This is a genomic window from Paracoccus aminovorans (genome assembly GCF_001546115.1).
GTDB lineage: Bacteria > Pseudomonadota > Alphaproteobacteria > Rhodobacterales > Rhodobacteraceae > Paracoccus > Paracoccus aminovorans_B.
The window spans coordinates 2,043,425-2,069,460 of record NZ_KQ955208.1; the positions used below are offsets into that span (position 1 = coordinate 2,043,425).

A 26,036-nucleotide genomic window follows, 5' to 3' on the forward strand; every position below is an offset into this window, starting at 1 on the left:
CCTCCATCGAGGAGGCCTTCGGGCGTGGGGGCAGAGCCCCCGGCCCCGCCCGCCGCTTCGCACTTGCAGCAAAGCCGGGGCCATGCCTAATGTGACGGCACCATGACCGCGCTGACCGACCCCGACTCCATCGTCGAAATCACCCCCTCGGCGGGGATCCAGACCGCGCGCCACGGCTGGCGCGCAAAATGCCTGCAGCGCCTGATCCGCATGGAGCTGCCGGTCCCGACCAGCTTTGCGCTCTCGGCCGATGCGGTGCGCGCCATCGCCGCCGGCCAGATGCCCGACCGCGGCCGGCTGGCGCAGATGATCGAGCGCGCCGACGGGCTGGTCAGCGTGCGGCCCTCGGCGCAGAACCCGGCCTGGGGCGGACCGGGCACGGTGCTGAACGTCGGCATCAACCACGCATGCCACGCCCGGCTGGCCGAAACCCGCGGCAAGGCGGCCGCCGACGCGCTGTATCTGGGCTTCGTGCAATCCTATGCCATCCATGTCGCGCGGCTCGATCCCGACATGTTCTCGGACGCGGACGAGGGGCTCGAGGCGGCGCTGCGTGCCTATGAGGCCGAGACGGACGAGGAGTTCCCGCAGGACCCGGCCCGGCAGCTGGCCGAGGTGCTGCGCAGCATGGCGCGGGCCTGGGACGGGCCGACGGCGCGGCTGTTGCGCCAGGCCAAGGGCGCGCCGCCCATGGCGCCCCTGGGGCTGGTGGTGCAGGACATGGCGCTGGCCATCGGGCCGGGCGTCACCGGCTCGGGCTCGATCCAGCTCGTGGACAACGTCACCGGCATGCCGCGCATCACCGGGCGTTTCCGCGGCCAGAGCCAGGGCCGCGCCCGGGGCGAGGGCGCCGAGACGCTGTATCTGACCCGCGACCCGCGCGGCCCCTCGCTGGAGGAGGCCGCGCCCGAGGTCTTTGCCGAGCTGATCCGCTTCGGCGTCGCCGCGCGCGAGCGGCTGCGCGAGGAGATGCAGATCGAATTCGTCGTCTCGGACAGCAGGCTCGCCATCATCGACGCGGTGCGGGTCAGCCGCAGTTCGCGCGCCAGCGTGCGCATCGCGGTTTCGCTGGCGCGCGACGGCATCATCCCGCCCGAGGAGGCGGTGATGCGGGTCGAGCCGCGGGCGCTGTCGGACCTGCTGCACCACCAGGTCGATCCGCGCGCGCCGCGCGACATCATCGCCCGCGGCATCAACGCCAGCCCCGGCGCCGCGACCGGCCGCATCGTCTTCACCGCCGCGAGCGCCCAGGACGCCGAGGCGCGGGGCGAGCGCGCGGTGCTGGTCCGGCGCGAGACCGTGCCAGAGGACATCCGCGGCATGCACGCCTCGGTCGCGGTGCTGACCGAGCGCGGCGGCATGACCAGCCACGCCGCCGTCATCGCCCGCGGCATCGGCCTGCCCTGCATCGTCGGCGCCAGCGGCATCTCGATCGACTCGCGCGCCCGCACCATGCAGGTCGGCCCCCGCACCTTCCGCGAGGGCGAGGAGATCACCATCGACGGCACCTCGGGCGAGGTGCTGGCCGGCGCGGCCGAGATGCTGGAACCGGCGCTGGACGACAGCTTCAGCCAGCTTCTGGAATGGGCCGACCAGCATTGCCGCATCAGGATCCGCGCCAATGCCGACACGCCCGAGGACGCCCGCACCGCGCGCATGTTCAACGCGCAGGGCATCGGGCTGTGCCGCACCGAGCATATGTTCTTCGACGACGAGCGCCTGCCGGCCATGCGCGAGATGATTTTCGCCGGAAAGCCCGAGGACCGCCGCTTGTCGCTGGAGCGGCTGCTGCCGATGCAGCGCGGCGATTTCGCGGCGCTGTTCGAGATCATGGCCGGCCTGCCCGTCACCATCCGCCTGTTCGACCCGCCGCTGCACGAATTCCTGCCCCATGACCGCGAGGGCATGCGCGAGCTGGCCGAATCGCTGGACCTGCCGCTGTCGGACGTGACCCGGCGCGTCGAGGCGCTGTCAGAGTTCAATCCGATGCTGGGCATGCGCGGCGTGCGGCTGGGCATCACCGTGCCCGAGATCTATGACATGCAGGCCCGCGCCATCTTCGAGGCCACCATCGAGGCCAGCCGCAATGGCGCCCCGGTGGTGCCCGAGATCATGATCCCGCTGGTCAGCGCCCGGCGCGAGGTCGAGCTGGTCAAGACCCGCATCGACGCCGTCGCCGCCGCGGTCCGGAACGAGACCCGCCAGGACTTCGCCTATCGTCTGGGCGTGATGGTGGAAACGCCGCGCGCCGCGCTACGCGCCGGCGACATCGCCGAACACGCCGCCTTCCTGTCCTTCGGCACCAATGACCTGACGCAGATGACCTATGGCCTGTCGCGCGACGACGCCGGCCGCTTCATGGGCATCTATGTCAACCAGGGCGTCTATGCCGAGGACCCGTTCCACATCCTGGACCAGGACGGCGTGGGCGAGCTGGTGGCCATCGGCGCCGAGCGCGCGCGCAGCCACAAGCCGGGCATCACCATCTCGGTCTGCGGCGAACATGGCGGCAACCCCGAATCAATCGCCTTTTGTCTGCGCGCCGGGGTGAACTACGTCTCGTGCTCGCCCTTCCGGGTGCCGGTGGCGCGGCTTGCGGCGGCGCAGGAGTCGATTCTGATGGCGCGCGAAACGGCCGAGTCGGAGTTCGATCCGCAGTCCTAAGACCGGCCGGTTTTGGCCGGAATTCGCCCGTTAACCATTTTTTCGTCGGCGGGTTTCCGCCAAAATGCAGCAAATTCAATCGAATCTGCGCTGTCACGCGCATGTGGGCTTTCCCGCCCCGCCCGGTTTCGGGCCTTTGGCCGTCAGACACGGCCCCAGTTGGGGTCCCTCCGACGAAGCTGACCGGGCGCGGCCCGGACCGAAAACAGGACCAACATGTCGTTCAAAATGTCATGGCTGGCGCGCGTTTCCGTGTGTGTTGCCGTTCTTCTTTCGCCCGTGGCCGCCGTTCCGGCATTGGCCGATGCCCAGCACCAGGTCGCCTATGAGACCAAGACCGTGCGCACGGCCAGCGGCACCCATCAGATCAGCACCCGCGACCTGCAATGCCTGTCCGAGGCGCTGTATTTCGAGGCGCGCGGCGAAGGCACCGCCGGCCAGCAGGCCGTGGCCGAGGTGATCTTGAACCGCGTCGACCACCCGCGTTTTCCGAAATCGGTCTGCGGCGTGGTCAACCAGCGCGGCCAGTTCACCTATAACAAGAGCGCCCGCATCCGCGAGAAGGGCACCTTCGCCCGGGTCCAGAAGGTCGCCATGGCGGCCCTGGCCGGCGCGCCGCGCACCCTGACCAACGGCGCGACCTATTTCCACGCCCGCGGCGTGCGCCCGTCCTGGACCAAGCGGTTCGAAAAGACCACGCGGATCGGCAGCCATACCTTCTATCGCTCGGATCGCCGGATGGCCTCGAACTGATACGCTGACGCGAATCTGCCACGCAATGCGCGGCCCCGACCCTTGCGGCGGGGCCGTTTTCCTTTCATGGATAGGCGCATGGACCAGCCAGACCGCATCCACCTGCGCGACTACATCGTCTCGGCCGAGATCGGCGCCTTCCAGACCGAGCGCGGCCAGCGCCAGCGGCTGCGCTTCAACGTGGACGTTGACCTTGCCACCCATGTCGTGGGCGTGAACGACGAGGTCGACCGCATCCTCAGCTATGACATCCTGACCGGCGCGGTGGCGGCGGGGCTGGCGGACCGCCGCTATGACCTGCTGGAGACGCTGGCTGAAAAGATCGCGGCGCAGATCCTGGCGCATCCGCGCGCGGCGCAGGTCCGGGTCGCGGTGGAAAAGCTCGACCGCATCCCGGGCGCGCTGGGGGTGACGCTGGTGCGCCGCCAGGCCCGCGTCGCGGCCGAGGCGATCCAGGCGCCGATCCGCGTCATTTTCCACGGCGCCGAAGCGCCGCTGCCCGAGGGCGGCGTGGCGCTGGTGCCCGAGGATCCCGGCCTGCCGCTGCCGCAGGGCGGCAATGCGCGCGAGATCGCGCTCTTGGCGCTGGACCAGGCTGCCTGGGCCTTGGCCGGACGGCTGGGGCTGACCGTGGCCGACAGCCGCACCGAACTCGACTGGGCCGCGACCGAGGGCCGGGCCGTGGTCTGGGCGCCGGCGCGGATGCTGCGCGACGTGCCCGGCCTTGCGGCCGAACCCCAGGCCGCCGCGATCTGGCTGGCCGAGCGGCTAGGCGCCAGCCGGCTGGACTGGGCGCTGCCCGCGGGCACCGAGCCGCCGGCGCTGCCGGCCGGATTCGCCATCGCCTCGGGGCGGCTCTGACGCTTGGCGCTTGAATCGCCGCGACACCGGCGTAGGAACAGCGGCATGGGAACATGGGCATGAGCGACTATTTCCGACCGATCCCCTGCGAAACCGGGCGCTGGCCGCTGGCCGGCGGCTGGCTGCGCTTTTCGCAATTCGAGCTTTTGCGCCGGGGTGCCGCGCCGCGCGTGGTGGACAGCGCGCCGCCCGAGGTGCTGGCCGCGCTGACCGCGCCGCGCGCCGATCTGCTGGGCCTGTCCCTGGACCGGCCGCGCATCATGGGCATCGTCAACGCGACGCCCGACAGTTTCTCGGACGGCGGTCGCTATGACGGGGCCGCGCAGGCCCGGCTGCTGGCCGAGCAGGGCGCCGAGATCCTGGACATCGGCGGCGAATCGACCCGCCCCGGCGCGCGCGAGGTGCCGGTGGCCGAAGAGATCGCCCGGGTCGCGCCGGTGATCGCGGCGGCGCGCGGGCTGGCCGGGATCTCGGTCGATACACGCAAGGCAGCGGTGGCGCGGGCGGCCATCGCGGCGGGCGCGGGGCTGGTCAACGACGTCTCGGGCTTCGACTTCGACCCCGAGATGGCGGCTGCGGTGGCCGAGGCCGGCGTGCCGGTCTGCATCATGCATGCCCAAGGCGTGCCCGAGACGATGCAGGACAATCCGACCTATGGCGATGTGCTGCTGGACGTCTATGACGCGCTCAGGGCACGGATCGCGCGGGCGCGCTCGGCGGGAATCCCCCTTGGCCGCATCGTGATCGATCCGGGCATTGGTTTCGGCAAGACCCAGGCGCATAATCTGGCCATCCTGCGGCGGATTTCCGTCTATCACGGCCTGGGTTGCGCCATTCTTCTGGGCGTCTCGCGCAAGCGCTTCATCGGCGCGATCGGCGGGGCCGAGGTCGCGGCAGAGCGCATGCCGGGCACCTTGGCGGTGACGCTGGCCGGGGTCGCGCAGGGCATACAAATCCACCGCGTCCATGACGTGGCACAAACAAGGCAGGGCCTGGCGCTGTGGCGGGCCGTGACCGAGGGGGAAGCATGAGCAGGAAGCTTTTCGGCACCGACGGCGTCAGAGGCCGTGCCAATACCCATCCGATGACGGCCGAGATGGCGCTGCGCCTGGGCGCCGCCGCCGGCCGCTATTTCCGCCGCGGCGGGCAGGATCACCATCGCGTGGTCATCGGCAAGGACACCCGCCTGTCGGGCTATATGCTGGAGAACGCGCTGACCGCCGGGCTGACCAGCACGGGCATGAACGTGCTGCTGCTGGGCCCGGTGCCGACGCCGGCGGTGGGCTATCTGACGCGCTCGATGCGGGCGGACGTGGGCATCATGATCTCGGCCAGCCACAACCCGGCGCATGACAACGGCATCAAGTTCTTCGGCCCCGACGGCTTCAAGCTTTCCGACGAGGCCGAGGCCGAGATCGAGAGCATCGTCGCCGGCGAGATCGTTCCGGCGCAGCCGCAGAACATCGGCCGGGCCAAGCGCATCGACGACGGCCGCGGGCGCTATGTCGAATATGCCAAGACCACCTTCCCGGCCGGCCAGCGGCTGGAGGGGCTGAAGGTCGTGGTCGATTGCGCGCATGGCGCCGCCTATCGCGCCGCGCCGGACGTGCTGTGGGAACTGGGGGCCGAGGTGATCCCGCTGGGCGTGGCGCCCAACGGCCACAATATCAACGACGGCGTCGGCTCGACCCATCCCGAGGCGGCGGCGCGGGCGGTGCTGGAGCATGGCGCCGACATCGGCATCAGCCTGGACGGCGACGCCGACCGGGTGATGATCATCGACGAAAAGGGCCAGGTGGCCGACGGCGACCAGATCATGGCGCTGCTGGCCGGCCGCTGGGCCGAGCAGGGCCGGCTGCGCGGCGGCGCCCTGGTCGCGACGGTGATGTCGAACCTGGGGCTGGAGCGCTTCCTGCAGGGGCGCGGGTTGCGGCTGGAGCGCACCGCCGTCGGCGACCGCTATGTCGTCGAGCGCATGCGCGGCCAGGGCTTCAACCTGGGCGGCGAGCAGTCGGGCCATATCGTCATGACCGACTATGCCACCACCGGCGACGGGCTGATCGCCGGGCTGCAATTCCTGGCGGCGATGGCCGAAAGCGGCCGGCGGGCCTCGGACCTGGTGGCGCAGTTCGAGCCGGTGCCGCAGATGCTGAAGAACGTGCGCTATGCCGCCGGCGCCGATCCGCTGTCGGTCGAGGCCGTTCAGGCCGAGATCGCCCGCGCCGAGGCGCGGCTGGACGGCCAGGGCCGGGTGCTGATCCGCAAGTCCGGCACCGAGCCCTTGATCCGGGTCATGGCCGAGGCCGAGGACGAGACCGTGCTGCGTGAGGTCGTGGACGGCATCGTCGCGGCGGTCGAGAAGGCGGCCTGACGTCCCATCCGGCGGCGGCGTCGCCCGTGGCGTCGGCATTGGGTAATTTGGAAAACAGAGAAGGCCAAGGTGGCGCGCGATCCGGGCCGTCGCGCGGGCGGCGGCCTTGCCTTTGGGTATTTGGACAACAAAGAAGGCCGGTCAGAGCGCCGTCGGGTCGTGGTCGTAGAGCCAGGCGAAGCGCTCGATCAGCCGGGTCGGGGCCAGGCGGCTGACGGCGCGCAACCCGGCATGGGCCACGGCGCGGGTCGGGCCCTTGAGATGATAGTTGCGGGCATTGGCATTGGCGGCCTCGACGATGCGCTGGCAGCGCGGCTGGCGCAGCGCCTGGTAGCGGGCCAGCGCCGCCTGCTGGTCGGGGTCGGCGGCAAGGCAGGCGGCCAGGGTCCAGGCGTCCTCGAGCGCCATGACCGCGCCCTGCGCCAGGAAAGGCAGCGTTGGGTGGGCGGCATCGCCGATCAGCGCCCGGCTTCCGTCCTGCCAATGCGCCGCGACCGGGTGGCGGAACAGGCCCCATTGCCCGACCTGCTCGACCCGCGCCAGCCAGCCTGGCACCGGGCCGCCGAAACGGGCGAAGGCGGCGCGCAGCTCGGCCGCGTCGCCGGGGATCGACCAGCCCTCGTCCTGCCAGTCGGGGCGCTCCAGCACCGCGACGATATTGCGCAGGCCCTGGCCCAGCGGATAGCTGACCAGATGCCGGCCCGGGCCCATGAAGACCTGCGCCATGGGCTGCGCGTCGGCTTCGGCCGCAATCAGCGCCCGCCATGCCGTCTGGCCGGTGAAGAAGGGCGTTTCGGGGCCGTTCAGCAGCGGGCGCAACCGGCTTTTCACCCCGTCGGCGCCGATCAGCAGCGCGGCGGCGGGCGGGGCGGTGATTTCATGCCCCAGTTCGATGCGGGCGCCGGCCTCGCGCGCGGCCTGTTCCAGCAGCTCGACCAGCCGGGCGCGGTGCACCAGGCGGAAACGGTCCTGCGGCCGGTGGCGCGCCAACTCCAGCCGCGCGACCGGGCGGCCGGTCGAATCGTTCAACTCGACCCGATCGGAGCGGGTCGAGATCGCCTCGAACCGCGGCCAGAGCCCCAGCGCCTCGAGCACCCGCACGCCATTGGGCGAGATCTGCAGCCCGGCGCCGACCTCGCGCAGGGCGCCGGCGCGTTCCAGCACGGTGACGGAAAAGCCGCGCTGCGCCAGCGCGCAGGCGGCGGTCAGGCCGGCGACACCGGCGCCGATGATGGTGGCCTCGCGATTCACGGCCGCAGCTCGGCACCGGCAAGGGCGAGGAATTCGTCCAGCTTGTCCTGCGGCAGGCCGGCGGCGCGCAGCACCGCGGCGGCGAAGGTGATCGGCGCGGTGCCCGGCGCGGTGATGATCCCGCCGTCGGCCACGGCGCGGGGCTGGTCGCGGTAATGCGCGGCCTCGGCATAATCGGGCAGCCAGTGGCGCAGGAAGTCGAGCCCGTTCGAAGTATGGGCCCGGCCGGCGAGCAGACCGGCCCGGGCCAGCGCCAGCGTGCCGGCGCAGATGGCCGCGACCGCGTTGCCGCGCGCATGCGTGCTGCGCAGCATGGTGGACATATCCGGGGCATCGGGGCGGGTCCAGGCCTCGCTGCCGCAAAGCACCACGATTTCATCCGCGCGCGGCACGGCATCCGCAAGCCCCGTGACGGCCAAACAGCCCATGGAGCGGACATCGCCGCCGCCCGGCGTGACATGGCGGCAGGACAGGCCGTAGAAATCCCCGCCGACAGCGGCGATCAGCGGGGTTTCCCAATCGGCGAAGCCGTCGAGCACGACGATCATCACCGGCTTCAGGCCAGGATCCTGCATCCTTCGTCCTCCGGTTCCCGGGGGCGGCCGGCGGTCAGTCGTCGCGGTGCACGCGCTCGCGCCGCTCGTGCTTTTCCTGGGCTTCCAGCGTCATGGTGGCGATGGGCCGTGCGTCCAGCCGCTTCAGGCTGATCGGCTCGCCGGTCATCTCGCAATAGCCGTATTCGCCGGTCTCGATGCGGCGCAGCGCGGCGTCGATCTTGCTGACCAGCTTGCGCTGGCGGTCGCGGGTGCGCAGCTCCAGCGAGCGGTCGGTTTCCTCGGAGGCGCGGTCGGCAAGGTCGGGGACATTGCGTGCGCTGTCCTGCAAGCCCTCCAGCGTTTCGGCGGATTGGTCCAGAAGTTCCTGCTTCCAGGCAATCAGCTTGCGGCGGAAATATTCAAGCTGCCGCTCGTTCATGAAAGGTTCGTCTTCGGCGGGGCGATAATCTTCGGGCAGAAAGGTCTGGGCTTTCATCGTTCCTCCGGAAGCCGGGCGCCTGTATGCCCGATCCTTGGCGCCCGCATAAAGGATGGAAGACCGATTGTCACTAGGCCATTCCGACAGGTTTCGCCCATCGCTTGCGCAGCGGCGGCGCGCTGGCTAGTTTCGCGGGACTTGCGCAAAGGACAGGCGGATGCAGTTTACCTCAACCGAGACCTATGTGGCGCCGCCGGATCTGGCCATGGCGGTGAATGCGGCGATCACGCTGGAGCGGCCGCTGCTGGTCAAGGGCGAGCCCGGCACCGGCAAGACCGAGCTGGCCCGGCAGGTCGCCGCCAGCCTGGGCCTGCCGATGCTGGAGTGGAACGTCAAGTCGACCACGCGGGCGCAGCAGGGGCTTTACGTATACGACGCCGTCTCGCGCCTGCGCGACAGCCAGCTGGGCGAGGCGCGCGTCCACGACATCGCCAACTACATCCGCAAGGGCAAGCTGTGGCAGGCCTTCGAGGCGACCGGCAAGGTCGTGCTGCTGATCGACGAGATCGACAAGGCCGACATCGAGTTTCCGAACGACCTGCTCCAGGAACTCGACCGCATGGAGTTCCATGTCTACGAGACCGGCGAGACGGTGGTGGCCCGGCACCGGCCGGTGGTCATCATCACCTCGAACAATGAAAAAGAGCTGCCGGACGCCTTCCTGCGGCGCTGCTTCTTCCACTACATCCGCTTTCCCGACGCCGAGACGCTGAAGAAGATCGTCGCGGTGCATCATCCGGGGTTGAAGCCGCGCCTGCTGGACGAGGCCTTGCGCCAGTTCTTCGACCTGCGCGAGGTGCAGGGGCTGAAGAAGAAGCCCTCGACCAGCGAGCTTCTGGACTGGCTGAAGCTGATCCTGGCCGAGGACCTGTCGCCCGAGGATCTGGCCCGTCCGGCGGGCGAGATGCTGCCCAGGCTGCACGGCGCGCTCTTGAAGAACGAACAGGACGTGGCGCTGTTCGAGCGGCTGGCCTTCATGGCCCGCCGTCAACGCTGAGAGGGGCGGCGATGATCCGCGACCTGCGCCCCGAGGACCGGCCGGAGTGGCAGCGGCTCTACCAGGGTTACCAGGCGTTCTACGGCTTTCACGACCGCCCGGCCGGGTTCTATGACAAGGCCTTTGCGCGGCTGTTGTCGGGCGAGGCCGGGGATTTCCACGGGCTGGTCCATGAGGACGGCGGCCGGCTGCTGGGGCTGGTGCATTACGTCTTTCACCCGAACCTGTGGCGGGACGAGGGCGTGTGCTATCTGCAGGACCTGTTCACCGACCCGCAGGCGCGCGGCCGGGGCGTGGCGCGCGGGCTGATCGAGGCGGTCTATGCGGCGGCGGATGCCAGGGGCGTGCCCTTCGTCTATTGGCTGACGGCCGAGGACAACTACGCGGGGCGGATGCTTTACGACCGGGTGGCGATGAAGTCGGGGCTTATTCGGTATCAGCGGTGGGGGTAGGGGGCGGGCCTTTTCCGTCACATGCAGATGCGCGGTGGACCTTACTGAAGACCCTAGTTCATTTCTCCACCTGACCGTACATCTCCATCTCCTGTGCCAATCGGCTCGCAGGGAAGCAAGTTCCCTGTTTTTGCATAAAAGGGTTAATTCGCCCTCGCGGCAATCAGACTTAGATCCAGAAACCAAGCCCTGTAACGGTCCAGAATACAGTCGACATCACTGCCGCAACGGTCTCGCTGGCTGATCCAACTGTGCTGCTTCTGCGCCAGTGCGCTGCGCTCTTCACCGCTGCTCACATTACGAAGAATTGAGTAGATCGAGCCCAAAGCCCTGTCCTCCAGCCATAGCTCGAAGCTGCCGCAGATCGCCCGTTCGGTGATAGTCGCTGCATTGGTGCAATCGTAGCCTGGCCCGGCAATGCCGACTGACATACCCTCTTGGTGAAGGTCCGTCGCAGCGCCAGTGCACCAGTCTTTCAGCGCCATGCTTGCTTTTATCGAACTGACCCGGCCACTCATCTCCGGAACCAAACTAGCAAAGAGCTCGCCACCGAAAAGCTCGTGTCCAAGTCGGAGCCTCTGGCCGCCCTGCTCCTGCAGGAACGCGGCGTCGAGACCGAGGAGCGGGGCGCAGTCGCCGCTCAGACCAATATAAGTAGCCGATTGCCAAGCGAGACGACGCGGCGTCGGCCTCTCCTCGGGCATTCTAATCTGACCGCCCTCGGTAACAGCTGTATCGATGTCGAGTCGTTGAGCAATCTCCGGCGTTATAGGCAGGACGTCATTCGGTCCGGCTGTCGTAAAATAACGAATGGCCACCCGCGAAAGGCCCACATGCGTGAGGAAGGAGCCGATGCCGGCGTTGGCGACACCGGACTCCGATGCCAGCGATGTCCCATCTTCCAACGCCTGGTTGCGGTAGGCCGCGTGCACACCGATTGTCGAGGTGCTGTCCATCATTCGGCTGCCGCCACTGACCCAGATCACGGCGCAAATCGAGTGGCATTCGCCCCCCGGCGCTACGATCGTAGTAAAGCCGCGTTGCCCAATTTCCGCTGCGATTGACAATCCCTCCTCCACCAAGCCTCCTGGCGACTGGAGAAAGACGATAGCCTTCTCGGTTCGTTGCGAAAGATCATAGAACCGGTCGGCATCTCCGCTTTCGATTGGTCCGGTGATGTCGATGATGGACGGTGTTGTCGCATCCCCCTGTGTAATCTGGATGTCGGCCGCTGATGCAGAGGAATGTCCAACAAGGGCGAAGGCAGCAACGGAAAAGAAAGAGGCGTTCAAAATTTTCATTCTGGGTTCCGGAGAATAGGGCAGCCGCGTAGCGGCACCAATACAGCCTTTTTCCGATCGCCGGGCACCGGTCAACGGCTTCCTTCTAAAAAAAAATTGACTCGAACTTCGGCTGTTTAAGTGTCCGTCGAGAACGGCAGCGATGTCCCGTATAGCAGAATCTGGTGTTTCTCAACAAAAAGCCCACCTCGCGGCGGGCTGTTGTTTATCTCACAACGACCGGAGCCTAGCGCAGGCCGGTTTCTTCCAGCAGGCCCTTCTTCTTGGCCTCGTAGTAATAGCCGCGCGAATACCATTTCACCGCGTTGTCGTAATTGCCGCCGGCGACCATATAGGCGCCGCGCAGGTATTTGACGCCGTATTTCAGATTGGTCTCGGCATCCAGCAGGCCCGAGGCGCTGCCCTGATAGCCCATGCCGCGCGCGGTGGCGGGCAGCATCTGCATCAGCCCGTAATAGGGGCCGTTGCGGGCGCCGGGGCGGTGGCGCGACTCGCGGATGATGACGCGATGCACCAGATCGACGGGAACCTGGTATTCGGCGGCGTATTTGTTGATCAAGCGGCGCAGTTCCGGCGTTTCGTTGGCGTGCAGGCCGACGGTCTCGGCGGCGGTGGCGCGCGGTTCGACCAGATAGCGGCGGTCGGGATCGACCCGGTTGTCGCCGCAGGCGCTGACGGCCAAGACGCCGCTCAGGACCAGCAGTCCGATGATGGATTTCATCACTGTCCTCGAATTATCGTTGCCGACAGGCTTAGCCGCAGGCAGGCAATTCGTGGAATCAAAAGAAAGGGCCGCCCGGTGCGGGGCGGCCGATGGGCGAAAACTCGCCGTCGCCTTTTGCGTGTATCGGTGGAAATCCGCCGATCAGGCGTGGATCGCGCCGTCGCCGCAGGCCAAGGCCGCCTCGCGCACCGCTTCCGAGCAGGTCGGATGCGCGTGGCAGGTCAGCGCGATGTCTTGGGCCGAGGCGCCGAATTCCATCGCCACGCAGACCTCGTGGATCATCTCGCCGGCGTTCGGGCCGATGATGTGGCAGCCCAGAACCCGGTCGGTCTCGGCATCGGCGATCAGCTTGACGAAGCCGTCGGCCTGGAACAGCGCCTTGGCGCGGGCATTGCCCATGAAGGGGAACTTGCCGACCTTGATCTTGCGGCCGGTTTCCTTGGCGGCTTCCTCGGTCAGGCCGACGCTGGCGACCTCGGGCGTGGTGTAGATCACGCCGGGGATCACGTCATAGTTCACATGGCCGTGCTTGCCGGCGATGACCTCGGCCACCGCCATGCCCTCGTCCTCGGCCTTGTGGGCCAGCATCGGGCCGGGCACCGCGTCGCCGATGGCATAGATGCCCTTGACGCTGGTCTGCCAATGCTGGTCGATCTGGACGAAGCCGCGATCGGTCAGCGCCACGCCCACCGCGTCGAGGCCGAGGCCCGCGACATAGGGCCGGCGGCCGGTGGCGACCAGAACGCATTCGGCCTTGATCTCGTGCTTGCTGTCGTCCTTGCGCAGCGTGTATTCGACCTCGGCCAGGCCGTCCTCGACCTCGACCTCGGACACGGCGGCGCCAAGGACGAATTTCAACCCCTGCTTGGCCAGGATCTTCTGGAACTGCTTCTGCACCTCGCCGTCCATGCCGGGGGTGATGACGTCCAGGAATTCGACCACCGTCACCTCGGCACCAAGCCGGGCATAGACCGAGCCGAGCTCGAGCCCGATGACGCCGGCGCCGATCACCACCATCGACTTCGGGATCTTCGGCAGCGCCAGCGCGCCGGTGGAATCGACCACCACGCCGGCGGCATTGTCGACCTCGACCCCCTTCAGGCTGGCGGGTTCCGAGCCGGTGGCGATGACGATGTTCTTCGTCTCATGGGTGGTGTCGCCGACCTTGACCTTGCCGGGCGCCTCGATGCTGGCCCAGCCCTTCAGCCAGTCGATCTTGTTCTTCTTGAACAGGAATTCGATGCCCTTGGTGTTGCCGCCGACCGTCTCGGCCTTGTAGCCCTGCATCTTGTCCCAATCGACCTCGACATGGGCGTTCACCAGGCCCATCCTGGCGAAGTTCTCATGCGTCTCGTGCAGCATGTGGCTGGCGTGCAAGAGCGCCTTGGACGGGATGCAGCCGACGTTCAGGCAGGTTCCGCCCAGCGTCTCGCGCCCCTCGACGCAGGCGACCTTCAGGCCCAGCTGGGCGGCGCGGATCGCACAGACATAGCCGCCGGGGCCGGCGCCGATCACGATCAGGTCATAGGTGGACATTCAGGTCTCCTTGTTCCCGGCGCCGCTTCGCGCCGGTGCGGTTCATGTGAACAGGCTGGTGACGATCATCACCATGGTGGCGATAAATCCGACCGCCCAGATCAGCGAGCGCCAGGGCGACCAGCCGAAGGCATAGGCGGGGACGTAAAACATGCGCGCCAGCAGGTAGAGCCAGGCGCAAAGCGTGGTCAGGGCATTGCCGGCATCCGAGAGCATCACCAGCAGCACGGCGATGGTGAAGAGGATCAGCCCCTGGAAATGGTTGTCGACCGCGCGGCGCAGCCGCCCGGTCAGGACCGAGAATTCGGGCTGCGTGTCGCGGGGGCTGGCGTTCCAGCGCGCCCCCACGTCGCGGTTCATCGAGGCGGCGGCAACCCCGATCTGCGCCGCCTGCAGCAGCGCAGCCAGGGCCAGCGCGGTGGTCTCGGCCGCCATCAGGCGGTCTCGACCAGGTGGAAGGCGGTGCCGGTGACGCCGGCCTGCGAATTGAACACCCCGGCCGCGCCGTCCAGATAGGTCTTGGCCGCCTGGGCGTCGCCGATGTTGAACAGCGCCCAGGCGCTGGTATCGCTTTCGCGCCACAATTGCAGCAGCGACAACCCGTTGTTGCCGCGATCCTCGGCGTCATTGTCGAAGGCGGTCTTGAAGGCGGCGTAGTTCGCGACCTCGTAATGGGCGATCATCTGGGTCATGGTTCGGCTCCTGGCGTGAGGCGGGCGGGCCGGCACCCCGCGGGAAAGAACGAGACGGACCGGGCGCTGGCCCGTGCTGCGCCGGTCGCAAGAGCAACGATCCGGGGCGGCCTCGGGTTGCCATGGCCGGGGATGCAACGGGCTGCGCGCGTTGCCGTGCGCAACAAGGGCCGCACGATGCGGGTTTCGCCCAGCAATTGCCGGGATTTGCGCCGTGACAGCCGTGCAGCGGGCGTACACCGCCCGTACACAGCCCGTGCACCGCAGGATGCACAGGCGGGATGCGCGCGCCCGGTCCCGGCGCGGCCGAGAGAGAAGGATGCGCGCATCGCCATGGATCACAGATCCATCAGCAGGCGGCGCGGATCCTCCAGCGCCTCTTTCACCCGCACCAGGAAGGTCACGGCGCCCTTGCCGTCCACGATGCGGTGGTCGTAGCTCAGCGCCAGATACATCATCGGGCGGATGGTGATCTGGCCGTCCACGACGACCGGGCGGTCCTGGATCTTGTGCATGCCCAGGATGCCCGACTGCGGCGGGTTCAGGATCGGCGAGGACATCAGCGAGCCATAGACGCCGCCGTTCGAGATGGTGAAGGTGCCGCCCTGCATCTCGGCCATGGTCAGCTTGCCGTCGCGGCCCTTGGCGCCCAGCTCGGCGATTTCCTTCTCGATCTGGGCGAAGCTCTTGCGGTCGGCGTCGCGCAGCACCGGCACCACCAGCCCGTTCGGCGTGCCGACGGCGACGCCCATGTGGACGAAATGCTTGTAGACCACGTCGCCGCCGTCGATCTCGGCATTGACCTCGGGCACTTCCTTCAGGGCGTGGCAGCAGGCCTTCACGAAGAAGGACATGAAGCCCAGCTTGACCTTGTGCTTCTTCTCGAACTGGTCCTTGTATTCGTTGCGCAGGTCCATGATCGCCTTCATGTCCGCCTCGTTATACGTGGTCAGCATGGCGGCGGTGTTCTGGGCGTCCTTCAGCCGGCGGGCGATGGTGGCGCGCAGCCGGGTCATCTTGACCCGCTCCTCGCGCGCCGCATCCTCGGCCGAGCTGGGCGAGCGCGGCGCCTGGGCGGGGGCGGGGGCCGCCGCCGGCGCGGTGCCGGCGCGGGCCACGTCCTCTTTCATCACCCGGCCGTCGCGGCCGCTGCCGGTGACGGCATCGCGCGAGATCCCGGCCTCGGCCATGGCCTTCTTGGCCGCGGGCGCGTCCTCGATGTCGCGGGGCTTCGGCGTCTCGGGGCCGGCGCCGGGCGATTCCACCGCGGCGGCCTTCTTCGCCTCGGGCTCGGCCTTGGCGGGGGCGGCCGCACCGGCGGCGCCTTCGGTGATGATGGCCAGGCGCGCACCGGCGTCCACCGTCACGCCCTCGGGCGCCAGGATCTCGGCCAGCACGCCCGAGGCGGGGGCGGGCACCTCGACCGAGACCTTGTCGGTTTCCAGCTCGCACAGCATCTCGTCCTGGGTGACGCTGTCGCCGGCCTTCTTGAACCAGGTCGCGACCGTGGCTTCGGTCACGCTTTCGCCCAGGGTGGGCACCATCACGTCCACGGATTTTCCGCTCATCTTTTTCTGTCCTTCCTGGGCGTTGGTGCCCGTATCTGCCTTGGGCAACATTTCCTCGGGGCCTGCATCGCCCTGTTCCATGATCTGCGCGAGCAGGGCGTTGGGCGCGACCACCGCGCCCTCGGGCGCGACGATCTCGGCCAGCTTGCCGGCGACGGGCGAGGGCACCTCGACCGTCACCTTGTCGGTTTCCAGCTCGCACAGCATCTCGTCGACGGCGACGCGGTCGCCCGGTTTCTTGAACCAGGTCGCCACCGTCGCCTCCGAGACCGATTCCCCCAAAGTGGGGACGCGGAGTTCCACAGCCATCTTATCCACCGACCGTGATGGCTTCGCCGACCAGCGCCTCCTGCTCGGCCTTGTGGCGCGAAGCGAGGCCGGTCGCGGGCGAGGCCGAGGCGGCGCGGCCGACATAGCGCGCGCGGCCATGCGTGGCGCCGATGCGCGACAGCACCCATTCGATGTTCGGCTCGACGAAGCTCCAGCCGCCCATGTTCTTGGGCTCTTCCTGACACCAGACCACCTCGGCGGTCTTGAACCGTTCCAGCTCCTTCGACATGGCCTGGGCCGGGAAGGGATAGAACTGTTCCAGCCGCAGGATATAGACGTCGTCGGCGCCGGCCGCATCGCGGGCCTGCAAGAGGTCGTAATAGACCTTGCCCGAGCAGACCACCACGCGGCGGATCTCATTGTCGGGCTTCAGGGTCAGCTGCGAATTGCCGCGCTCGGCATCGTCCCAGAGCACGCGGTGGAAGTTCGAGCCGGTGGTGAACTCCTCGGCCGTCGAGACCGCCAGCGGGTGGCGCAGCAGCGATTTCGGCGTCATCATCATCAGCGGCTTGCGGAACGGACGCTTCAGCTGCCGGCGCAGGATGTGGAAATAGTTCGCCGGCGTGGTGCAGTTCGCCACGATCCAGTTGTCCTCGGCCGACATCTGCAGCCAGCGCTCCAGCCGGGCCGAGCTGTGCTCCGGGCCCTGGCCTTCGTAGCCATGCGGCATCAGCACCACCAGGCCCGACATGCGCAGCCATTTCTTCTCGCCCGAGTTGATGAACTGGTCGAACATGATCTGCGCGCCGTTGGCGAAATCGCCGAACTGGGCTTCCCACAGGGTCAGCGTGTTCGGCTCGGCCAGCGAATAGCCGTATTCGAAGCCCAGCACCGCATATTCCGACAGCATCGAGTCGGTGACCTCATAGCGCGCCTGCCCGCCGCGGATGTGGTTCAGCGGATAGTAACGCTCTTCCGTGGCCTGGTCGATGAAGGCGGAATGGCGCTGCGAGAAGGTGCCGCGCGTCGAGTCCTGGCCCGACAGCCGCACCGGATGGCCCTCGACCAAGAGCGAGCCATAGGCCAGCGCCTCGCCCGTGGCCCAGTCGAAACCCTTGCCGGTCTCGAACATCTGCTTCTTGGCTTCCAGCAGCCGGCCGACGGTCTTGTGCAGCTCGAACCCGTCGGGCACGCGGGTCAGCGCGGTGCCGATCTCGGCCATGGTCTCGGGGGCGATGCCGGTCTGGCCGGCGTTGTATTCCTCGCCCTCGGCGGCCAGGCCCGACCACTTTCCGTCCAGCCAGTCGGCCTTGTTCGGCTTGAAGTTCTTGCCGACCTCGAACTCGTCGTTCAGATGCGCCTGGAAGGCGGCCTTCATTTCCTCGATCTCGCCCTCGGGCACCAGCCCGTCGGCGACCAGCCGGTCGGTGTAAAGCTGCAAGGTGGTCTTGTGACCCTTGATGCTTTTATACATCGCCGGGTTGGTGAACATCGGCTCGTCGCCTTCGTTGTGACCGAAGCGGCGATAGCAGAAAATGTCGATGACCACGTCCTTGTGGAATTTCTGCCGGAACTCGGTCGCCACGCGGGCGGCATGCACCACCGCCTCGGGGTCGTCGCCGTTGACGTGGAAGATCGGCGCCTCGACCATCAGCGCGATGTCGGTCGGATAGGGCGAGGTGCGGCTGAAATGCGGCGCCGTGGTAAAGCCGATCTGGTTGTTCACCACGATATGGATGGTGCCGCCGGTGCGGTGGCCGCGGATGCCCGAAAGCTGGAAGCATTCCGCGACGATGCCCTGGCCGGCGAAGGCCGCGTCGCCATGCAAGAGGATCGGCAGCACGGCCGAGCGATGCGCCTGGTCCGACAGCTGGTCCTGCTTGGCGCGGACCTTGCCCAGCACCACCGGGTTCACCGCCTCGAGGTGGCTGGGGTTCGCGGTCAGCGACAGGTGCACGGTATTGTCGTCGAAGGTGCGGTCCGAGCTGGCGCCGAGGTGGTATTTCACGTCGCCCGAGCCGTCCACGTCCTCGGGCTTGTAGCTGCCGCCCTGGAATTCGTGGAAGATGGCGCGATAGGGCTTGTTCAGCACATTGGCCAGAACCGACAGCCGGCCGCGGTGCGGCATGCCGAAGACCACCTCCTTGACGCCAAGCGCGCCGCCGCGCTTGATGATCTGCTCCATGGCCGGGATCAGCGCCTCGCCGCCGTCAAGGCCGAAGCGCTTGGTGCCCATGTATTTGACATGCAGGAACTTCTCGAAGCCCTCGGCCTCGACCAGCTTGTTGAGGATGGCGCGGCGGCCTTCGCGGGTGAAGGCGATTTCCTTGCCGTAGCCCTCGATGCGTTCCTTCAGCCAGGCGGCCTGCTCGGGGTCCGAGATATGCATGAACTGCAGCGCGAAGGTGCCGCAATAGGTGCGCCGCATCAGGTCGGTGATCTGCCGGACCGAGGCGATCTGCATGCCCAGCACATTGTCGATGAAGATCGGCCGGTCCAGGTCGGCGTCCGAGAAGCCGTAGGTCTTGGGGTCCAGCTCGCCATCGCCGGGGACCTCGCGCATGCCGAGCGGATCCAGGTCGGCATGCAGATGGCCGCGGATGCGGAAGGCGCGGATCAGCATGATGGCGCGCACGCTGTCCAGCACCGCGCGCTTCAGCTGCTCGTCGGTCAGGCTGACGCCCTTTTCGCCGGCCTTGGCGGCGATCTTGTCCAGCGCGGCCTTGGCCTCGGACTTGGACGACATCGGCCATTCGCCGGTCAGCGCCGAGGTCAGCTCGTCCGACGGCATCGGCGGCCAGTCGCGGCGTTGCCAGCTTGCGCCCTTGGCCTCGCGCGTGACGGTGGCTTCCTCGTCGCCGAGGCTGCGGAAGAAGGCGTCCCAAGCCTGATCGACCGCCGCCGGATCCTGGGCCCAGCGGCCATAGAGCTGCTCGACATAGGCGGCGTTATGGCCTTGCAGGAAACTGGAATCGTGGAAGGCCGAGTTGGGAGATTGATCGTTCATGGCATTGCCTCCGGGAAATCCTATCGGTTGGCACCCTGGTCCAGGGCGTCCTTGGTCTTGTGGCCGTGGCTGGCCCGCGTGCCGGCCATCAGCGTTGTCTGTCGATCCTGGTACCATTGCGGCAGGCCGGCGCGCGGCTGGCGCAGCAGGGCCGGAAGTTGCCGCCCGGCCAGCAGGGCGCCGCGCAGCTGCGGCAGATCCCAGCGCCCGCCCGCCAGGTCCTTGGGCAGCTCGGCCAGCACCATGCGCAGATACCACAGCGCATAGCGGGCGAAATCGCGCCCCTGCCGGTCCGAATTGCGGCGGATGAAATAGGCGATGTTCAGAAGCGCCAGGGCGGTATTCACCCGGCGCCGGTCGCGGCCGGCCGCCGCCTCCAGGTGATGGATCGGCGCGTCGGGGGCAAAGGCCAGGATCCCGTGCCGGCCGAAGCGATAGCTCGCGTCCAGATCCTCGCCGATGGCGCTGCCGACCAGCCCGTCGTCGAAGGGCTCGGCCAGCGCCACGGAACGGCGCAGGGTCAGGGCGAAGCCGGTGATGAAATCCACGCGCGCCAGCCCCTCGGGCAGGCCGGCGTCGCCGTGCCAGCGCCGCTCGGGCCGGTCGTAGCCGACGAAGCGCTGGTCGGCCGGGATCATCAGCAGGTGGCGCAGCGCCAGGTCGAGGCCGCGCGAGCGCCGGTTCGCGACCAGGGCGCCGGCGCGGTTGGTCGCCTTGATCACGGCACCCGGCTGCGGCGCCCGGTCCAGCGGCGTGTTGCAGCAGGAGATCGCCACGATCCGGCCGCGGGCGTCGGCGCGGTAATGCGCCATGATCCGCGCCGCCGCCTGGCGGTGCAGCATGGCGTCATCGTCGATCAGGAACAGGATGTCAGCGCCGGCCAGCGCGATGCCCTGGTTGCGCTGCGCGGTCAGCGACTTGCGATGGGCGGGCACATAGGTCAGCGGGCAGGGGCCGGTCTCGGCGATCACCGCCTCGACGCCGGCGCGGTTCTGCTGCCAGTCGTCGCTGGCATCGACGATGACGATCTCGGCCGGTGGTTCGCTCGAGGTCAGCGCATGGCGCACGCAGTCGCAGAGCATGGCGCCGCGATTGTAGGTCGAGACGCACAGCGCCCAGCTTTCGGCGCGCTGCGGGTCGGGGGCAGGCGCGGGGGTCATCCTCGCCTCCCGCAGGGGACGGGCCGGGACGCCGCCGCGCGACAGGGCCGGGCCTGGGCGGGTCGAAAGGCGATCTGGCGACGGGGGCGGTCCACTCTGGCACCTGGCTTGGATGGTTTCGGCGCGGCCCCCGCAAGGTAGGCAGGGACCACGCCTAAGTCAAAAACCCTACGAAGACGTTACCGGCCGAGAGCCTTCAGCACGGCTTCGCCCAGACCGGCAGGGCTGTCGGCGACGATGATCCCGGCCGATTTCATGGCCTCGATCTTCGATTCCGCGTCGCCCTTGCCGCCCGAGACGATGGCGCCGGCATGGCCCATGCGACGGCCCTTCGGCGCGGTGCGGCCGGCGATGAAGCCGGCGGTCGGCTTCCACTTGCCCTTGCGCTTCTGCTCGGCCAGGAACTCGGCGGCCTCTTCCTCGGCCGATCCGCCGATCTCGCCGATCATGATGATCGACTCGGTCTCGGGGTCGTCCAGGAACATGCGCAGCACGTCGATATGCTCCATGCCCTTGATCGGGTCGCCGCCGATGCCGACGGCCGAGGACTGGCCCAGGCCCACGTCCGAAGTCTGCTTCACCGCCTCATAGGTCAGCGTGCCGGAACGCGACACGACGCCGACCGAGCCGCGCTTGAAGATGCTGCCGGGCATGATGCCGATCTTGCATTCGTCGGGCGTCATGATGCCGGGGCAGTTCGGCCCGATCAGCAGCGACTTCGAGCCTTGCAGCGCGCGCTTGACCTTCATCATGTCGAGCACCGGGATGCCCTCGGTGATGGCGACGATCAGCGGGATCTCGGCGTCGATGGCTTCCAGGATCGAGTCGGCCGCGAAGGGCGGCGGCACATAGATCGCGGTCGCATTGGCGCCGGTTTTCGCCACGGCCTCGTGGACCGAGTTGAAGACCGGCAGGCCCAGGTGTTCGCTGCCGCCCTTGCCGGGCGTCACGCCGCCGACCATCTTGGTGCCGTAGGCGATCGCCTGTTCGGTGTGGAACGTGCCTTGCGAGCCGGTGATGCCCTGGCAGATGACTTTGGTGTCTTTGTTGACGAGAACGGCCATGTTCAGCCTGCTCCTTCAGAATGGGTTTGCGCCGACGCGCGTCGCGTCCGGCGATGTCGCGAGATGAAATAGGCTGCCAGCGCCGGCCAAAGCGCCATGATCGGCATGATGACCATCGGCGCCCGGCTGCGCGTGACCAGCGGCGGGGTGATGCCGGTTTCGGCAAGGGCCAGCAGCCAGAACACGGCGGCGAGGATGACCAGCATCATCGCCAATCCCTGCGCCAGCCGCCAGACGCCCAGCAGGGCCGGCAAGCCCACCACCGCGACGGTCAGCAGGATCGAGATCAGCGACCAGACCGCGAAGAACAGCCCGGCCCAGAGAGCCAGAACCACGATGTTCGCGATCAGCATGGCAAGATCCCGACATGGCGAGCCTTACCCCTTCACCGCCTTGACGATCTTCTGCGCCGCATCCGACAGATCATCCGCCGCGATCACGTTCAGGCCCGAATCGCTGATGATTTTCTTGCCCAGATCGACGTTGGTGCCTTCCAGGCGCACGACCAGCGGGACTTGCAACCCGACCTCTTTCACCGCGGCGATGATGCCCTCGGCGATGATGTCGCAGCGCATGATGCCGCCGAAGATATTGACCAGGATGCCCTTCACGTTCGGGTCCGAGGTGATGATCTTGAACGCCTCGGTGACCTTTTCCTTGGTGGCGCCGCCGCCGACGTCAAGGAAGTTCGCGGGCTCGGCCCCGAACAGCTTGATGATGTCCATGGTCGCCATGGCCAGGCCCGCGCCGTTCACCATGCAGCCGATCTCGCCGTCCAGCGCGATGTAGTTCAGGTCGAACTTCGAGGCGGCCAGTTCCTTGGGGTCTTCCTCAGTCTCGTCGCGCAGAGCCATGATGTCGGGCTGGCGATAAAGCGCGTTGTTGTCGAAGCCCATCTTGGCGTCCAGCGCCTTGAGATTGCCTTCCTTGGTCACGATCAGCGGGTTGATCTCCAGCATCTCCATGTCCTTCTCGATGAACATGCGATACAGGTTGCGGATCAGCGCCACGCATTGCTTGACCTGGCCGCCGGTCAGACCTAGCGCGAAGGCCACGCGGCGGCCGTGGAAGTCCGAGAGCCCCGAGGCCGGATCGACCGAGAAGCTGACGATCTTTTCCGGGGTCGAGGCCGCGACTTCCTCGATGTCCATGCCGCCTTCGGTCGAGGCGACGAAGCTGACGCGCGAGGTCTGGCGGTCGACCAGCAGCGCCAGGTACAGCTCGCGCTCGATGTCGCTGCCGTCCTCGATATAGATGCGGTTGACCTGCTTGCCGGACTCGCCGGTCTGGTGCGTGACCAGGGTGCGGCCCAGCATCTGCCGGGTCAGTTCCTCGGCCTCGGCCACGGATTTCGCCAGGCGGACGCCGCCTTTTTCACCAGCGGCCGCTTCCTTGAAATGGCCCTTGCCGCGGCCGCCGGCGTGGATCTGCGCCTTGACGACCCAAAGCGGCCCGTCCAGCTCGCCCGCGGCGGATTTCGCCTCGTCGGCCTTGACGACGACGCGGCCGTCCGAGACCGGGGCGCCGTATTGGCGCAGCAGCGCCTTGGCCTGGTATTCGTGGATGTTCATCTGAGTTCCCCCGCATTAGTCGGTTGGCCGGGCTTGTGGCACATCCGCGCCGGCCTCCAAAGCACTATGCGCCGGGATTTGCAGAAAACCCGCCGCTTTTGCGGGTTTGTGATCACAGCCGTTCAGGCTGTGATCGCAAAAGCCCGAACCGTTACCGCAAGCAGGATCGGAGCGGTCGCGGTTGCCCCTGCGTCAACCTGCTTTTGCTTTGACTTTGCCGCTGCCGGCGCCAGAACTGACCGGGCGAAAATTTCTGGAAACGCAGGATTTGAAACATGGCGGATTATCCCACGAACGACAACGATACGTTGCGGGGCACCGAATCGTCCGAGACGATCGACGGCCTGGCGGGCAATGACACGATCTATGGCTACGGCGGCAACGACACGCTGATCGGCGGCACGGGCGACGACGTCTTCGCGATCGGCGGCACCGGACCGGGCACGGATTTCTTCAACGGCGGAGACGGTAACGACCAGATCCGGCTCTATTCCGACCTGACGGTGTCGAGCCTGCTGCTGGATGCGGCGCATCTGTCCAGCACCGAGACGCTGAACTTCTATGGCTATGATATCGAGGGCACCGGCGGCAACGATGTCTTCGACATCAGCGGCATCACCTATACCAGCAGCTATGACCGCATCTATATGAATGACGGCAACGACAGCTTTACCGGCTATCAGGGCAACGACAATGTCGATGGCGGCTCGGGCAATGACACGCTGCGCGGCGGGGCGGGCAACGACACGCTGATCGGCGGCTCGGGCGACGATTCGCTCGTTGGCGGCAGCGGCAGCGACGTGTTCTATATCGGCGGTACCGATTTCGGCCGCGATACCTTTGCCGGCGGCGACGGCGCGGACGAGATCCGCATGGTCTCGGACGTGACGGTGTCGAGCCTGCAACTGACCTCGGCCAATGTGCTCAGCACCGAGACGCTGAACTTCTATGGCTACGATATCGAAGGCACGGGCGGCGCGGACAATTTCAACATCAGCGGCATCACCTACGCCAGCAGCTACGGCCGCATCTATATGTATGACGGCAATGACAGCTTCATCGGCTATCAGGGCAACGACAATGTCGATGGCGGTTCGGGCAACGATACGCTGCGCGGCGGGGCGGGCAATGACACGCTGATCGGCGGCTCGGGCAACGATTCGCTGGAGGGTGGCAGCGGCAGCGACGTGTTCTATATCGGCGGCACGGAATTCGGTCGCGACGTCTTCAACGGCGGCGATGGCGCCGACGAGATCCGCATGGTCTCGGACGTGACGGTGTCGAGCCTGCAGCTGACCTCGGCCAACGTCCTCAGCACCGAGACGCTGAACTTCTATGGCTACGACATCGAAGGCACCGGCGGCGCGGACAGTTTCAACATCAGCGGCATCACCTACGCCAGCAGCTATGGCCGCATCTATATGTATGACGGCAATGACGTATTCACCGGCTATCGCGGCAACGACAACGTGGATGGTGGTTCCGGCAATGACACGCTGAACGGCGGCGCCGGCAACGACACCCTGATCGGCGGATCGGGCAACGACCGGCTGGTCGGGGATAGCGGCGACGACGTCTTCTATCTCTGGGGCACCGATATCGGCCAGGACACCTTTTTCGGGGGCGACGGCGGCGACCAGATCCGGCTGGTGGGCGATCTGACCGTCTCGCGCCTGATCCTGACGGCCGATACCGCCAAGAGCATCGAGACGCTGAACTTCTATGGCTATGACATCGAAGGCACCGGCGGCGCCGACGTCATCAACATCAGCGGCGTGGGTGGGGCCAGCAGCTATGACTGGATCGAGTTGAACGACGGCAACGACCTGTTCATCGGCCACCGCGGCGACGATTATGTGCGCGGCGGGGCGGGCAGCGACACGCTGAACGGCGGGGCGGGCAATGACCGGCTGGACGGCGGCGCCGGCGTCGACCTGGCCGCCTATGGCGCGGCGACCGGCGGCGTGAGGGTGAACCTGTCGCTGACCACGGCTCAGGTCATCGGCGGCGGGCAGGGCACCGACACCCTGCTCAACATCGAGAACGTGGACGGTTCGGCCTTTGCCGATGTGCTGACCGGGAATGGCGCGGCCAACGTGCTGTTCGGCGCTGCGGGCAACGACCTGCTTGTCGGCGGTGCAGGCAACGACGTGCTGAACGGCGGGTTGGGCGTCGATACCGCCGGCTATGGCGGTGCCAGCGCCGGGGTCACTGTCAACCTGGCGTTGACTGCGGCGCAGTTCATCGGCGGCGGGCAGGGCTCCGACCGGCTGAACAGCATCGAGAACGTGAACGGCTCGAATTTCGCCGACCGGCTGCTGGGCAATGCCGCGAACAACGTGCTGAATGGCGCCGGCGGCAACGACCGGCTGGAAGGGCAGGGCGGCAACGACACGCTGAACGGTGGCATCGGCGCCGATACCCTTCTGGGCGGGCTCGGCAACGACGTGCTGAACGGCGGCGTGGGCAACGACCTGCTGAACGGCGGCGCCGGGGCCGATGCCTTCGTCTTTGCCGTCAACAACGGCGCCGACCGCATTGCCGATTGGCAGGACGGCATCGACCGCATCCGCATCGTCTCGGGCAACTGGCAGGGTGAGCGTTACGACAGCTTCGACGACCTCGACATCCGCCAGACCGGGGCAGGGGCGGAGGTCAGCTTCGGCGGCACCACCATCACGCTGGCCGGCGTGCAGGCCGGGGTGCTGAACGCCGGAGATTTCGTCTTCGTCTGAGCCAAGAAAAAACCCCGCGGCTGC

General features: G+C 67.4%; 22 protein-coding genes. 8 read left to right on the forward strand and 14 right to left on the reverse strand.

The window, feature by feature from the left end:
- Positions 1-102: 102 nt before the first annotated feature.
- The 5 genes from ASV56_RS10485 to glmM all read left to right on the forward strand — a co-directional run bounded on the left by ASV56_RS10485 (position 103) and on the right by glmM (position 6,649).
- Positions 103-2,664 carry a putative PEP-binding protein gene (locus ASV56_RS10485; protein ID WP_062561916.1) on the forward strand — a complete coding sequence of 854 codons (2,562 nt, stop codon included), beginning with the start codon at positions 103-105 and terminating at the stop codon, positions 2,662-2,664.
- Positions 2,665-2,943: 279 nt separating this feature from the next.
- Positions 2,944-3,417 (forward strand): cell wall hydrolase, encoded by a 474-nt coding sequence (locus ASV56_RS10490; protein WP_253879952.1) that lies wholly within the window; start codon positions 2,944-2,946, stop codon positions 3,415-3,417.
- A gap of 78 nt (positions 3,418-3,495) precedes the next feature.
- A complete protein-coding gene (locus ASV56_RS10495) occupies positions 3,496-4,278 on the forward strand; it encodes a dihydroneopterin aldolase (RefSeq protein ID WP_062561918.1) in 783 nt (260 codons plus the stop codon).
- A 59-nt stretch (positions 4,279-4,337) separates the two neighbouring features.
- A complete protein-coding gene (gene folP / locus ASV56_RS10500; RefSeq protein ID WP_062561919.1) occupies positions 4,338-5,309 on the forward strand; it encodes a dihydropteroate synthase in 972 nt (323 codons plus the stop codon).
- Complete coding sequence (gene glmM / locus ASV56_RS10505) at positions 5,306-6,649, forward strand: phosphoglucosamine mutase (RefSeq protein ID WP_062561920.1); 1,344 nt, start codon at positions 5,306-5,308, stop codon at positions 6,647-6,649. Before folP ends, glmM begins: the two co-directional genes overlap by 4 nt.
- Before the next feature lie 141 nt (positions 6,650-6,790).
- Here the strand turns inward: glmM and ASV56_RS10510 are convergent, their stop codons facing one another.
- Genes ASV56_RS10510 through dksA form a run of 3 tightly spaced genes read right to left on the reverse strand, consistent with a single transcriptional unit; the run spans position 6,791 to position 8,932 of the window.
- On the reverse strand, positions 6,791-7,900 hold the full coding sequence (locus tag ASV56_RS10510; protein WP_062561921.1) for an FAD-dependent oxidoreductase: 1,110 nt from the start codon (positions 7,898-7,900) through the stop codon (positions 6,791-6,793).
- Positions 7,897-8,475 (reverse strand): DJ-1/PfpI family protein, encoded by a 579-nt coding sequence (locus tag ASV56_RS10515; protein WP_062561922.1) that lies wholly within the window; start codon positions 8,473-8,475, stop codon positions 7,897-7,899. Before ASV56_RS10515 ends, ASV56_RS10510 begins: the two co-directional genes overlap by 4 nt.
- 34 nt (positions 8,476-8,509) lie before the next feature.
- Positions 8,510-8,932, reverse strand: a complete 423-nt coding sequence (dksA, locus tag ASV56_RS10520; RefSeq protein WP_017998592.1) for an RNA polymerase-binding protein DksA — start codon at positions 8,930-8,932, stop codon at positions 8,510-8,512.
- Positions 8,933-9,092: 160 nt separating this feature from the next.
- Between dksA and ASV56_RS10525 the strand changes: the two genes are divergently transcribed.
- Entirely contained in the window at positions 9,093-9,932 is an 840-nt protein-coding gene (locus ASV56_RS10525) for an AAA family ATPase (protein ID WP_062561923.1), read from the forward strand.
- An 11-nt stretch (positions 9,933-9,943) separates the two neighbouring features.
- Positions 9,944-10,384 (forward strand): GNAT family N-acetyltransferase, encoded by a 441-nt coding sequence (locus ASV56_RS10530; protein WP_062561924.1) that lies wholly within the window; start codon positions 9,944-9,946, stop codon positions 10,382-10,384.
- Positions 10,385-10,527: 143 nt separating this feature from the next.
- On the opposite strand, the gene ASV56_RS10535 is transcribed toward ASV56_RS10530, so the two are convergent.
- From ASV56_RS10535 to sucC, 11 genes are all read right to left on the reverse strand, one after another.
- Positions 10,528-11,685, reverse strand: a complete 1,158-nt coding sequence (locus tag ASV56_RS10535) for a lysozyme inhibitor LprI family protein (RefSeq protein ID WP_156429123.1) — start codon at positions 11,683-11,685, stop codon at positions 10,528-10,530.
- Between the two features lie 226 nt (positions 11,686-11,911).
- Entirely contained in the window at positions 11,912-12,406 is a 495-nt protein-coding gene (locus ASV56_RS10540) for a lytic transglycosylase domain-containing protein (protein WP_062561926.1), read from the reverse strand.
- A gap of 144 nt (positions 12,407-12,550) precedes the next feature.
- On the reverse strand, positions 12,551-13,945 hold the full coding sequence (lpdA, locus tag ASV56_RS10545) for a dihydrolipoyl dehydrogenase (protein WP_062561927.1): 1,395 nt from the start codon (positions 13,943-13,945) through the stop codon (positions 12,551-12,553).
- Positions 13,946-13,987: 42 nt separating this feature from the next.
- On the reverse strand, positions 13,988-14,380 hold the full coding sequence (locus tag ASV56_RS10550; protein ID WP_062561928.1) for an MAPEG family protein: 393 nt from the start codon (positions 14,378-14,380) through the stop codon (positions 13,988-13,990).
- Positions 14,380-14,637 (reverse strand): hypothetical protein, encoded by a 258-nt coding sequence (locus tag ASV56_RS10555; RefSeq protein ID WP_062561929.1) that lies wholly within the window; start codon positions 14,635-14,637, stop codon positions 14,380-14,382. The genes ASV56_RS10550 and ASV56_RS10555 overlap by 1 nt, the downstream gene beginning before the upstream one ends.
- Positions 14,638-14,975: 338 nt before the next feature.
- The gene (gene odhB, locus ASV56_RS10560) at positions 14,976-16,514 is read right to left on the reverse strand and encodes a 2-oxoglutarate dehydrogenase complex dihydrolipoyllysine-residue succinyltransferase (RefSeq protein WP_062561930.1); all 1,539 of its coding nucleotides are present in this window, start codon (positions 16,512-16,514) and stop codon (positions 14,976-14,978) included.
- A gap of 1 nt (position 16,515) precedes the next feature.
- Positions 16,516-19,482 carry a 2-oxoglutarate dehydrogenase E1 component gene (locus ASV56_RS10565; protein WP_062561931.1) on the reverse strand — a complete coding sequence of 989 codons (2,967 nt, stop codon included), beginning with the start codon at positions 19,480-19,482 and terminating at the stop codon, positions 16,516-16,518.
- Between the two features lie 20 nt (positions 19,483-19,502).
- Positions 19,503-20,642 (reverse strand): glycosyltransferase family 2 protein, encoded by a 1,140-nt coding sequence (locus tag ASV56_RS10570; RefSeq protein ID WP_062561932.1) that lies wholly within the window; start codon positions 20,640-20,642, stop codon positions 19,503-19,505.
- A gap of 179 nt (positions 20,643-20,821) precedes the next feature.
- Entirely contained in the window at positions 20,822-21,706 is an 885-nt protein-coding gene (gene sucD / locus ASV56_RS10575) for a succinate--CoA ligase subunit alpha (protein ID WP_062561933.1), read from the reverse strand.
- Positions 21,707-21,708: 2 nt separating this feature from the next.
- Positions 21,709-22,059 carry a hypothetical protein gene (locus tag ASV56_RS10580; RefSeq protein ID WP_062561934.1) on the reverse strand — a complete coding sequence of 117 codons (351 nt, stop codon included), beginning with the start codon at positions 22,057-22,059 and terminating at the stop codon, positions 21,709-21,711.
- Positions 22,060-22,083: 24 nt separating this feature from the next.
- Positions 22,084-23,277 carry an ADP-forming succinate--CoA ligase subunit beta gene (gene sucC / locus ASV56_RS10585; RefSeq protein ID WP_062561935.1) on the reverse strand — a complete coding sequence of 398 codons (1,194 nt, stop codon included), beginning with the start codon at positions 23,275-23,277 and terminating at the stop codon, positions 22,084-22,086.
- Between the two features lie 275 nt (positions 23,278-23,552).
- On the opposite strand from sucC, the gene ASV56_RS10590 reads away from it, so the two are divergent.
- Complete coding sequence (locus ASV56_RS10590; RefSeq protein WP_062561936.1) at positions 23,553-26,012, forward strand: beta strand repeat-containing protein; 2,460 nt, start codon at positions 23,553-23,555, stop codon at positions 26,010-26,012.
- Positions 26,013-26,036 lie beyond the last annotated feature (24 nt).